Below are 12,242 nucleotides of genomic sequence, written 5' to 3' on the forward strand. Positions count from 1 at the left end.
TTCACTCCTTTAAATGTCTTGTTCCTTCATCATCCGAAGGATGTAACGAAGCTGATCCTCGGCGTTGTCCCGATAGTTGCCCAGCGCCGCATGAACGCGGTCATAATACCCTGCAGGCAATCGGCAAAGCTGCTTGAAAATAAATGGTTCAATCATGTAACAGTCGTGATTGCGCTTATCTTCCAGTGCGGCCACGATAGCTTCAAATAACGCTTCATCCTTCATGCCGGAACGAACAAGCCCCATGATGATCAAATTGGCAAAACGGTTGCGGAATTCCGGAGAATTCTTCAGCTTCGCCTGTAAATAAGACTCGGCTTTGTGATGTCCCCGGCGGGCGAACGCACTTACCAGCGCAAGCTCATCCTGCTCGATAAACAACTCCAGCCATCTGTCATCCCAGCTTGCTTGCAGCTGCTCCTGCGGGAGCATTTCCACGTAATACGTGTAGCTCTCCTTCCCCGTAAACGGCATGACTTCCTCATATGGTTTATACTGCCGATGGATAACCATATCCGACAGGGTGTCCAAAAGCCTTTTTCGTTCTTTGGCCGCGTTGCCAAGCGACGAGGAGGCGAAGCCTTGCATCAGAACGTCCTTGTATTGTTCATATACGCGGTCCGGCGGCAGCACGCGCGCGGCTTTTTGGAATACCTCGCGGACATATGAGCTGCTATGTCTGTATTGCTCCAAATCGTTCTCCGCGTTTTGGCGAAGCAGTTCCCTGGCTTCCTCGGAATCCACGCGATTCATGTAAATGACCGCTTCATTTATAAGGTATGTCCAGCCCAAAGACTTGATATATAAGGAATATTGCTGAAGCACGTTCCGGTATAGCTCTTCGAGCGCCGGACTTTGTTTGTCGTGCAGTGCCCACAAGCAGCGCTTCACCTTGCTCCAGCTCTCCTCCAGCTTTTGCTTGTCATCCGGAAATTCGGAAACCGCTTGAAGCTCGGCGGACATATCTCGTACAAGCCAATCCGTCAACAAGACGGAACGGCATTTGCCCAGGGCAGGGTTAACCAGCTCTTTGTCTTTTCCTTGAGCGGCTTCATACAATCGCTCCACAGCCTGATCCGAACCGTTCTCGGCCAGTGCGCCATAAGCCGCTTCTCGGATGACTTTCTTCTTGCTCTTGCTCCATTCCATCAGATCAGCTTCATACTCTTCGTAGCGGGCAAGCAATTTAATCGCCATGCACCGCACCTCATCGCTGCCGGTCTCGGCCGCTTGGCGAATCAGTTCCGCTATTTCCTTGCCGCCAGTTTGCGCCATCACCTTCAACTTGCGCGACTCCTGCTTTCCGCCCGCCGGATTAAAGCTTTCCAGCAGAAACGGAACGATTTCCGGGCCAAACGACGGCAATATCTCATTGGCCGCAAGCTCTCCAATCTCCACATAAGGGTCATTCAAGGCTTCAATCGCAAGGTATACCAGCCGGAAATCCCGGAACAAGCCCTCCTTCCATGCTTCTTCTATGATCTCGTAACGACCGCCGCCCGTTGTGGTCAGCGCTGTCTGTACAGCGGAAAGCTTGCGGAAAGATAAATGGGATGACAGTGAAACCGGATGATGCTCTACCGGGTGGAGCTCTCCTTCAGGGGCTGTCGTTCCTTGCGTATGCAGCACGGAGCTCAACAGCTGGTTCAAATCCTGAAGCAGCTGTGCCGACGGAGTCTCCTTCCCGGATTCCGGTTCGATTAAAGCGCTGATTCCTTCACCCAATCTCTTGAACACGGTAGCGCGCTCTCCAAGCTGCTGAAACTGCGGCACCAGCCGCTTGAGGCGAAAGTCGCCGGCTGCGAGTTCGCTGCCGGCAATATATAAACGCCTAACCTCCTGGTTAAGCTCCTGCAATAATGCCGTACTCATGGTCGTTCCTCCTTCGTTAACCCTGCTCAGTACAACAGCCGGATGATTTCGTTATTCGTAATTATGGTCAGCGGCTGCGCCAAGAGACGGCCCGTCGTCAGGCTGTGCTCAAACATAACCAGCATGGAGACGCCGCTCAGCTTCTCCTCCGGCAGATACCGCAGCATTGGTACCGTCGATTGTAAGAATACGTCGCCAAGTGCAATCGATTGTCCGGCTTTATCCGTGATGGCATAATGGCCTTCGTCGTTCCGGCTGATCCGGGAAACATGAAGCAGTATCACGGGCTGACTGTCAGCGAGCGGATTTTTCAGCTGGTTCTTTACTTTTTTAACGGCTTCAGCATAAGAACACGCTGCATATTCGTGAATCCAAACCAAATCCTCCCCGGTCACCGGAGTTGAAGCCATCTCTTCAAAGCGGACCCGTCGGTTCATGTCCCCCGGATAACGGTAAAGCACTGGGATTCGGGCTTTTTCGAAAAAGCTGTCTTCCTCACGCATCAGCTTGGCGGCCTTATAGGGACGGTACTGAATCGTTCGGTGAATTTCGCCGCTGTCCTTTTGAATCCAGTACCCGATATCCACATGCTCCAGCCGTGCATCGTCGGCATAACTCAGAAAGGAAAGCTGTATCAACTCGGCCTGTTCGCTTACGAGTCCGAAACTTTGCAGCTCCGTCAGCTGCCAGGCATGCCCCAGCCATTCCTCAATCGTCGACTCATGGTCCAGCGCCATATCCGGATCCTCAAGCTTTGAAGCCAGGTATTGCCTGCCTTTTTTAATGATTGCATTCATAACGGCAAGCTGCTCAACCGCATATGTATAAGCTTTCTCCTGGTCTTTGTCCGACAACACCAGCGCCAAGCGGCGAAGTTCCGACTGAGCACCCGATAAATAATAGTTGCCCATCTGCTTTACATGTTCCTGGATCAGCTTTTGTTCCTTTTTATCCAATGTTCCTAATCCGTTCCGGATCAACGAGTGGATCAGCTTCTCCAATACGTCCAGACCTTCCAGCTGCGCATTGATTTTCTTTTTTAATGCCGATTTGTTGACCTTCTTCGGTTTGGGCGCTGCCCCTTCGGCAGATTCTTTGAGCTTGCGCTCTTCCCGCTTCTCCGCTTTCTCCCGCTTGGCGGCCAAATCCTCCGGTACCTCGGCGGATGAAAACGACGCTCCGCCCGCATACGCATAAAGCAGTCCAAGCACATGCTTGCACGGAAACTGCCGGCTCGGGCAAGTACACCGCATAACCGGCTTCTCCGGTACCGCAAAATCGGCAGACGGCTGGTAGTCGGAACTTCCGCTGCCTGCACACGTGCCAAAAAGTACGGCATGATCCTCCGAATGATGGAGCTGCAGAAACCGCCCTTTTTTGACAAGCCCCTGTCCATTCTTTATGGCTGCACTATTCGGTGCTTGCGAATCGATCCATGACTCTGTAATCTCAACCAAACTCATACCCTCCTAAATCAAGTCGCTGCTAGTCATGCACAGCAAAATTATCCATTACTCTTAATCATATCGAATCTGCGGCTGACTCCCTACCCTTCTTAAGACCTATTTAAGAACATTCATTCCTATTTAATCGATCACCTTCATCCTTTAATAGATAATAATGTAAAATAAATTTATGCGATGGGTGACATAAGAAAAACGTCTATCGACGTACTTTCTCAGTAGACAGACCGCATTTAGCGGAAGTTTTTCTTGCGAGATAAGGATGCTAAGCCTTGGAAGTTTATACTTTCTTATCTCTAAAAAAAAGAGCCAGCATCACCGGCTCTTCAGAAATCGATATCATCCATTAGTCTTTACTTGCTTGATACCGCCCCGTTCTAACCTCGAGAATATAGTCCTCAGGGGAAGGCATGCAGGATTCCAAGGCATCCTGTACGGCTTGTTCAATAGGGTATGGTACGCGAATAAATTGAATATTGAAAGGAGCCGGATCTTCGCTGTCATAAATTCCGTCCAAAATGACATAGGAGGCTTCTGGCATTTCAAGGGGATTGCCGACGCTACCGGTATTAAACAGCGTTCTCCCGTCCAGATGCTGGTGATATGCGTTATGAATATCCGCGTAACCGGCGACGTCCGCGATTCTCGGGTCTCCGCACAGCGGGGAACTGTGAAACAAGGTTTCCAGCTTCTGCTGGTCATCCCATGGTTGTATTCGTTCGTACACGCTGCGGGGCGATGCATGAAACAACCGGATCCATTTACCGCTCATCATGAACTCAAGGATATACGGAAGTTCGGCAAGATATTGAAGCCTCTCGCTTCCAAGTCGATGCTGATGCCATTGGAGGACCGGATCATCGGTTTCCTTACCTATAAAGTCGTCCCAATTCCCCTTGATGACTTGCTGGCAATGGGTTCTGACCAGATCAACCGCGATATCTCCGTGCGGGCCTTTCCCAATCAAGTCACCCAGGCAATAGATGGTTTCGATTCCGCGTTGTTTGATATCCTTCAGAACGGCCTCCAAGGCAGGAATGTTTCCATGTATGTCGGAGATCAATGCAATTTGCGTCAATGAACCCGCCTCCAAACTTCGTTTATTTCGGATTCCCGAGGTTATGGTTTAGTGAATCCCGTAATTCATCATATGCGTCTCGAAGCCAAGGATGGACTACCTTCAGCAATTCACGCCGATTCCATAAGTATTGAATATATTCAAATGCGGCATGATCCAGCGAGGTTTGCAACTGCTCCGTAATCTCCTCTAAATACGGAGGGATTCCCGTTTGATCCCATTCCATCTTATCCGCGACGAACAGTACCTTATCTAACAATGTAGCCTTGGATCTTAACGTCGTATGGCAACCAACAGCGTTCAAGATTTCAGGTTCTGTAATTTTGAACAAATCCTCGGCCATATATGCCGATATTTTCTGATGGATGATCATGGGGAATTGCTCTTCTTCAGGCAATACTTCCACCCCGATCTCGCGGGCTACTTGAATGCGGACATGATTCGGAAAAACGGCGCTAATATCATGCAGATACCCGGCATATTCAGCAGCGGTCGGATCGGCGCCATAGAGAACAGCAATTCTGCGGGCTTCCTCCCCCACTTTCAGCACATGCTCTGCTGTCTTTGGACATTGGTGTTTCTGCAGAAAGGAGGCCACGTCATTCCTAAGATTCCCGGTGAGCTCGTGTTCCCCAAGCTCACGGTAGGAGCAGATGATCAAGCGACGGTTATGCGGGTCATTCACTCTTTTCACCTCACCTAATTCCCTTGAATTTACCAATCTAGCACTTCATTTTCCATTACAATATTAGCTTATACTGAGAATAGTTTGAAGCTATTATACAAGAAAGTCAAAGAAAGGAGGTCATCCGATTCTAAAACTCATCGACCGAACCCATTCGTGTAGGTGATGCGGGATATTAATGACGAGCATGACCTAACGAACCTACAGAAGGAGGAGGCAATGATATATTAGAAAGACTTGATCGATCCGTGATATCGCCCCCAGGTTGTCCATTTATTATTCCTTTTTATGGAATGTTTCGATTTTTAGTCTAATGTTTATAAACGTAATCATATATTTATACTCACGCAAGCTTGGTAACTGAATAAGATTTAAGCATCACCGACTTCACCACGTTAGGAGGCTGACGATAGTGAATACACGCAGGATGGTTAGCTTGGGGTTACTGATTCTTGTTATGATCATCAGCGGGTGCGCTGGAAATGTTTCCACCGAAAAAACGAAAACGCTTACACTCTGGTATTGGAACCGAAGCCTGGACGATGAGCTGATTAAGTCCGTTGAAAAGGAGTTCCCGGGGATCCGAATCGATGCACAAAAAATCGGTGGCGACTTCAAATCGAAGCTAAAAACAACGCTGGCGGCTGGTTCCGGAGGACCGGACATCGTCGCTTTTAACGACTGGGTGGCAGAGCTGTTTACGAGTTCGGATCGTTTCTACGATCTGTATGAGCTGGGCGCCAAGGAGATTGAGCCGGAGTTCCTGGATTGGAAATGGAAGCTTGGCGTTACCCCGGAAGGCGCCATGATTGCCCTTCCGATCGATACGGGACCAACCGCCCTATACTACAGGGCAGATTTGTTCGGGGAAGCCGGGCTCCCAACCGAACCGGAAGAGGTCCATGCGCAGCTCGGCACCTGGGATCAATATTTGGAAGCCGGGCAGAAGCTGCAGGAGCATTTTAATCAAAAAGTAAAAATGCTCGACAACATCACTAACATTTACACACAAATGAATGCTCAGTCTGAACGCATATATTTTGCCGAGGACAATACGTTTATCGGCGAAACACCTGAATCCTCCATGAAGACGGCCTGGGATACGGCGGTGAAGGCTTCACAGATGAAGCTAAGCGCCAACACTAATACTTCCTCCTCAGAATGGAATGCCGCCATGAACAATGGACGGGTCGCTTCCTTTGTCGGTGCGGTGTGGATGAAGGAAATATTGATGCAGGCGGCGCCGGATACCAGCGGTAAATGGAGAGTAGCACGCGCCCCTGGCGGGGACGGCAACAATGGCGGCTCCTTCCTCGCCATCATGAAGACGAGTAAATATCCGCAGGAAGCATTTGAAGTAATGAAATATATTCAGAATCCGGAAAATCAGGTTCAATCCTTCAAGAAGATCAACCTTTTCCCTTCCGCCAAAGACGCGCTGGATGCCCCCGTGATGAAGGAGCCCGAGGAATTTTTCGGGAATCAGGCAACTGGCGAGGTGTTCTCGGACTCTGCGCGTAACGTCAAACCTGCTTATTTCGGTGGTAAATTCGCTAATGTAAACGGCATTGTCAATCGAGAGCTGTCATCCGTTGCGCTCCAAGGCAAAAATCCTGATAAAGCCTGGGAAGACGCGCTGGCCAGAGTCAAAAAAGAACTGCTGCGCTAAACCCGGATCCGGTTCTTACCTGTATGTTTCTCGATGGCTATAAGTGCGTGTTCAAAAAGGTCGATTTTCAGCACCGAAGCTTATGCTTCCGATGTGCGTTTTTTCAAAACGCTTCAGTTGGATGAAGCTAGGGACGTCAGGAGCGGAGCGTACGTTTTGGGTACGTGAGCACCGGAAGGCCCGGCTGAATTCAAGATTCGATGCCGAGCTGCTTCCTGATTCGCTTCGTGTTAGATATAGAATTTATGAGTTATCAGTGGAACTGATGAAATTCTATATCGCAAGAAAACCTACCTATGCATCGCGGTCGCTCATCCTTGAAGTGGCCTCGATAGAGGTTTTCTTATCAAAAGCGGACTTTTTGAACAACCTCTATAAGTACTTAAATACCAACCGCTTGAGGAGGTTACAGTACGATGGATAATCCAATGCTGAATCATACGCCCGTGGAACAGAAGCCTGTTCCTAAGCATCCGAAATCACAAGACCGACTGTCAGCACAGATATGGAAACACCGCAAAGAATATTTGGCGATTTCCCCTTTTTACATTCTATTTGCCATATTCGGGCTCTTTCCGATCGCCTTCTCGATGTTCCTGTCCTTTCAGAAATGGGACGGCATCGGCGAGATGACCTACAACGGGCTGGGCAACTACCAATTCATGCTCACCGATCCGGAATTCTGGAGAGCCGTCGGCAACACGCTGCTCATCTGGATCTACTCCACGATACCGATGCTGTTCATCGCGCTGGTCGTTGCCTTCCTGCTTAATGCATCGTTTGTCCGGTTCCGCACCTTCTTCCGGATCGGTTATTTCCTGCCGAACGTTACCTCACTCGTGGCGGTTGCCATCGTATTCGGCACCGTATTCTCGAACAATTACGGCCTTCTCAACTATATTCTGTCCTTGCTCGGCCTGAACTCTATCGAGTGGTTGAATAAGACATGGGGCATACAGCTCGCCATTTCGGTCATGGTCATATGGAGATGGGCAGGGTATAACGCCATTATCTATCTTGCCGGGCTGCAGAGCATTCCGACCGTCCTGTACGAAGCAGCCAAGATCGACGGAGCCTCCGGTATTCAATCCTTTTTCAAAATCACCATTCCCAATCTAAGACCCATCATTCTCTTCACGGTCATCACCTCGACCATCGGCGGCATGCAGATCTTCACCGAACCGCAGGTGCTTGTCGGCAATGATGGCGGCGTCAGCGGCGGCGGTATGACCATCGTCCTCTACCTGTACCGTGAAGCCTTCGTAAATAACTATTTCGGATATGGCGCTGCCGTCGGCTGGGGAATGTTCCTGCTCATTGCCCTCTTCTCCATCGTGAACTGGAAAATGGTGCAGGGCAGTCCGTCCAATGACTGAAATGGGGGTGAATCGTATGTTCAAATGGAAATCCTTATTCCTTCACATCGGGTTAATCGCCGGACTGCTACTGTCGATTTTCCCCTTCTACTGGCTGCTTGTCATGGCAACGCGAACCACTTCGGACATTTACAGCTTCCCCCCGAAACTATGGTTCGGTCCTCACTTGCTTGATAACGTGTCAAGAGTGCTGAGCAGCATTGATTTCTTCGGCGCCTTCTGGAATACCCTGTTCGTTGCTTCCGCTTGTACGCTGTTAGTCTTATTCTTTGACTCCCTGGCCGGATTCACGTTCGCTAAATTCCAATTCCCAGGAAAAAAATGGCTGTTTATGCTGCTGCTTGCCACCATGATGGCGCCTGCCCAGTTGTCCCTGGTACCTTCGTTTGTCATTATGGCAGAGTTCGGATGGGTAGGAACTTATAAAGCGTTGATCATTCCCGGAATGGTAAACGCCTTTGGGATCTTCTGGATCAGGCAATATGCACAGGAGTCGGTACCCTCAGAGCTGCTAGATGCAGGCAAAATCGACGGCTGCGGATTCTTCCGCCTCTACTGGAATATATCGCTGCCGATTCTGCGTCCCGCCTTATCATTCCTGGCCGCCTTCACGTTCATCGGCGTATGGAATGACTACCTGTGGCCGCTTATTATTCTAAATGATGAGAACAAATTCACCTTGCAGGTTGCGCTCTCCTCATTGAACGGAATATACACGACCGACTATTCGATGGTCATTGCCGGTACGCTGCTAGCCGTCATTCCGCTGATCGTTATGTTCCTGTTCATCAGCAAGCAATTCATTTCCGATATTGCAGCAGGTGCCATTAAGAGTTAACGGTAAGAGGGGTGTCCCAAAAGGTCTTGGATCTGGCGGATGCCCTCTTATTCAGTTAAGAGCAACCGGCCGAAAAGCAAGAAATGGCGGTGCAAAGGATAACATCCTGAGCACCGCCATTATTTCATAGGACATGGTTTTCAACCTGACGAACCATCAGTCCAATGAGCAAATCCGTTTATGAGACAAATCATTTTGATCCGGGTCATACCGCCATACCGTAAACGCTACGGCACCATCACCAGCTTTTCATTATCCGGAGTTTCTCCCTCCTCTTCTAAACCAACCACCTCCTCTCTCTTTAACTCCGCTGTTTCATCCAACTTTTTGCGCCCCATTAACGTTGCTGCGGCAAGCGCTAATGCTGCAGGAACGATAGCCCAGGCAAATGTAATGGCAATGGAGGAAGCGAGGTTGTCAGAGATCGGTTTGAGCAGCTCTGACGGAATCAGCGACCTTGTCTCTGGCGCCAATAAGATGTGGGGATCCTTCAGATCGAATCCTTCAGGAAGTCCGCCATTGTTCACTCCTCCCGATGACAGGGATCCGGTGAAGGATCGGCTCTGTATCAACCCGAACACGGTTATTCCAATGGTCATTCCAAGCGATCGCGTGAAGTTAAAGGTCGAACTCGCCATCCCGCGCTGTTTATAGGATAAGCCATGCATGACGGCTGTACTCAGCACGGAGAACGATCCGCCGATGCCAAGCCCGATCAGTACCATGTATAGGGTTACGATGAACCTGCTGGATTCCGCAGTTAGCGTCGAAGCGAGCACCATCCCTCCCGTGAACAGGACAAGCGTCGGGATCATGATGTTGCGATACGATATTTTACTCATCAGAAAACCGCTGACTGTAGCCGTGATGACCGAACCCACCATCATTGGCAGCAGGACGAGCCCCGAATTCGTTGCGCTTCCACCGAGTACCCCTTGAATGAAAATCGGAATATAAACGGAAGCCACGATGAACGATCCTCCGCTGAATAAACCGCACAGCACACTGGACGTATAGAGTTTATTCTTGAATAAACGAAAGGAAATAATCGGTTCCTGCGCCCTTCTCTCAGCAAGCACGAAGAGAACCAGCATGACAAACGCCATAGCAAACAACGCCAGGATAATCCAGGAATTCCACGCCAACTGCTTGCCGCCAAGCTCTAAAGCAAACATAAAACAGATGACGCCCGTCAGGAGTGTAGCGGCTCCCATCCAATCAATCGGCTGCTTGGAACGTTCATGCGATTCCTTATAAAACAGCGTGACCATCATGAAAGCCACGATGCCGATTGGCAAATTAACATAGAATATCCACTGCCATGTAATATGATCCGTAATATACGCACCTGCAAGCGGTCCGAATATGCTGGATAATCCGAACACGGCTCCGAATAACCCGGTGAGCTTACCCCGCTTTTCGAGGGGAACCGTATCGAACATAATAGCGAATGCAATCGGGATCAGCGCACCGCCGCCGATGCCTTGCACGGCACGATATAGCGCCAGTTCTGTAATGGAATTCGCCGTACCGCACAGTACGGAACCCAGCATAAATACAATCATCCCGAATACAAAGAACTTTTTGCGACCGTACATGTCGGACAGCTTGCCAAAGATCGGCATTCCCGCAAGCTCAGCGACCATATAAGCGGAAGTCACCCATACGAAATGATCAAGTCCTCCGAGCTCCCCGACGATATTCCCCATTGCGGTCGCTACGATTGTATTGTCCATGGAGGCCATTAAGATGCTGAGCAGCAGGCCTGTGAGCACGATGGGCAATTTGTTGGTCGATTGTGTCTTCACGTTCTCATACACTCCTTCTAAGTAGGTTTCTTTCTTTACTGTCGTTATTGTAATTCAGAAAATATGACAGCTGACTGTCACACTTTTGTCCTGATTCCACTTTTTTTCGAACACAGAGGAAACATGTTAAAATAGAGTGTACATCTGAAATGGAGGAAATCTACATATGGATAATTTCGAGAAAAATCTGGAGAAATACGCGGAGCTGGTCGTTAAGGTAGGCGTAAACGTTCAACCGGGCCAAGTACTGATTGTCAATGCTCCAATCGAAACCGTAGAGTTGACACGCCACATCGTGGCCAAAGCATACGATGCAGGCGCCAAATATGTGCAAGTCGACTGGGATGATGAGAGAATCACCCGCATTCGCTACGAGAAAGCACCGGCTGACTCTTTCGGTTATTATCCGCAGTGGCAGGCCGACGCCATGCAGCAGCTTGCAGAAGGTGGAGGAGCCATTCTGCGCATTAAGGTTCCGGATCCGGAGCTGTTCCGAGGCATTGATTCAGCCAAAGTATCTACAGCCGTGAAAGCCGCTGCCGTAGCTAACGAAAAATACCAAGTTTATGTGCGCAACAATAAAATCAGCTGGTCGCTCATTAAGGCACCTACCCGTGCCTGGGCCGATAAGGTATTCGCGGATCTTCCCGAAGCGGATCGTATTCAAGCGATGTGGGATGCGGTATTCCAGATGAATCGAGTGGATAGCGAAGATCCGGTTGCCGCTTGGCGGGATCATATTGCTCAGTTGAAACTGCGCCAGAATCACATGAATGCCAAACGTTATAAGAGTTTCCACTATCGTGCGCCGGGAACGGATCTGCGCGTGGACATGCCGGAAGGCTATCTCTGGCTTGGCGGCGGTGACGAGAATGAAGCCGGCGTATATTTCGTGGCAAACATGCCAACCGAAGAAATCTACACAATGCCGCACCGTACAGGCGTAAACGGGACCGTAACCAGTACGCTTCCGCTTAATCTGAACGGCCGCTTGGTAGAAGGCATAAAGCTCACGTTCAAGGACGGCAAAGTTGTCGAATATGAAGCCGAATCCGGGCGGGAGCACCTCACAACACTTCTGGAAACGGACGAAGGCGCGTCCTATCTAGGAGAAATGGCACTCGTACCGCATGATTCGCCAATCTCCCAGCTGAACCGCGTCTTCTATAACACCGGTATCGATGAGAATGCATCGTGCCACTTTGCGCTGGGAAGCGCCTATCCTGTCAATATCGAGGGTGGTACCAAGATGAGCAAGGAAGAACTCATCGCTCGCGGAGCCAATGTTAGTCTGACGCATGTTGATTTCATGATCGGTTCGGCTGAACTGGACATTGACGGTGTGCTGGCTGACGGCTCGATTGAACCTGTATTTCGCGGTGGACGGTGGGTTTAATTCATTGCTCCATACCCTTAACATGAATCTCCATTAGCCCTTCAACCTAAAAAGAGG

9 protein-coding genes are annotated in these 12,242 nt (G+C 49.8%); 4 read left to right on the forward strand and 5 right to left on the reverse strand.

Annotated elements, in window-relative coordinates; genetic code table 11:
- Positions 1-9: 9 nt before the first annotated feature.
- The 4 genes from MKY48_RS20060 to yqeK form a co-directional block, all read right to left on the reverse strand.
- Positions 10-1,872, reverse strand: coding sequence for a HEAT repeat domain-containing protein (locus MKY48_RS20060; protein ID WP_339290550.1), 1,863 nt, complete (start codon positions 1,870-1,872; stop codon positions 10-12).
- A gap of 26 nt (positions 1,873-1,898) precedes the next feature.
- A complete protein-coding gene (locus MKY48_RS20065) occupies positions 1,899-3,329 on the reverse strand; it encodes an SWIM zinc finger family protein (RefSeq protein WP_339290552.1) in 1,431 nt (476 codons plus the stop codon).
- A 352-nt stretch (positions 3,330-3,681) separates the two neighbouring features.
- Entirely contained in the window at positions 3,682-4,413 is a 732-nt protein-coding gene (locus tag MKY48_RS20070) for a metallophosphoesterase family protein (protein WP_339290554.1), read from the reverse strand.
- A gap of 22 nt (positions 4,414-4,435) precedes the next feature.
- Positions 4,436-5,071: a bis(5'-nucleosyl)-tetraphosphatase (symmetrical) YqeK gene (yqeK, locus tag MKY48_RS20075; protein ID WP_339293532.1), complete on the reverse strand. Its 636-nt coding sequence runs from the start codon at positions 5,069-5,071 to the stop codon at positions 4,436-4,438.
- Between the two features lie 439 nt (positions 5,072-5,510).
- Here yqeK and MKY48_RS20080 point away from each other — a divergent pair, with 439 nt between their 5' ends.
- The 3 genes from MKY48_RS20080 (at position 5,511) to MKY48_RS20090 (ending at position 8,981) form a co-directional block, all read left to right on the forward strand.
- Complete coding sequence (locus tag MKY48_RS20080) at positions 5,511-6,767, forward strand: extracellular solute-binding protein (protein WP_339290556.1); 1,257 nt, start codon at positions 5,511-5,513, stop codon at positions 6,765-6,767.
- A gap of 416 nt (positions 6,768-7,183) precedes the next feature.
- Positions 7,184-8,143: a sugar ABC transporter permease gene (locus MKY48_RS20085; RefSeq protein ID WP_098746367.1), complete on the forward strand. Its 960-nt coding sequence runs from the start codon at positions 7,184-7,186 to the stop codon at positions 8,141-8,143.
- Positions 8,144-8,159: 16 nt separating this feature from the next.
- Positions 8,160-8,981, forward strand: coding sequence for a carbohydrate ABC transporter permease (locus tag MKY48_RS20090; RefSeq protein WP_339290559.1), 822 nt, complete (start codon positions 8,160-8,162; stop codon positions 8,979-8,981).
- Between the two features lie 227 nt (positions 8,982-9,208).
- On the opposite strand, the gene MKY48_RS20095 is transcribed toward MKY48_RS20090, so the two are convergent.
- Positions 9,209-10,789, reverse strand: a complete 1,581-nt coding sequence (locus tag MKY48_RS20095; protein ID WP_339290561.1) for an MDR family MFS transporter — start codon at positions 10,787-10,789, stop codon at positions 9,209-9,211.
- 166 nt (positions 10,790-10,955) lie between these two features.
- On the opposite strand from MKY48_RS20095, the gene MKY48_RS20100 reads away from it, so the two are divergent.
- Complete coding sequence (locus tag MKY48_RS20100) at positions 10,956-12,185, forward strand: aminopeptidase (protein ID WP_339290563.1); 1,230 nt, start codon at positions 10,956-10,958, stop codon at positions 12,183-12,185.
- The last annotated feature ends 57 nt before the right edge of the window (positions 12,186-12,242 follow it).

Origin of the sequence: Paenibacillus sp. FSL W8-0187, assembly GCF_037969755.1 — a bacterium.
Lineage (GTDB): Bacteria > Bacillota > Bacilli > Paenibacillales > Paenibacillaceae > Paenibacillus_AQ.

Excerpts from the sequence above, each read along its gene's own strand:
- MKY48_RS20090 (WP_339290559.1), top strand. The coding sequence starts at position 8,160 with ATGTTCAAATGGAAATCCTTATTCCTTCACATCGGGTTAATCGCCGGA.
- MKY48_RS20085 (WP_098746367.1), top strand. The coding sequence starts at position 7,184 with ATGGATAATCCAATGCTGAATCATACGCCCGTGGAACAGAAGCCTGTT.
- MKY48_RS20100 (WP_339290563.1), top strand. The coding sequence starts at position 10,956 with ATGGATAATTTCGAGAAAAATCTGGAGAAATACGCGGAGCTGGTCGTT.
- MKY48_RS20060 (WP_339290550.1), bottom strand. The coding sequence starts at position 1,872 with ATGAGTACGGCATTATTGCAGGAGCTTAACCAGGAGGTTAGGCGTTTA.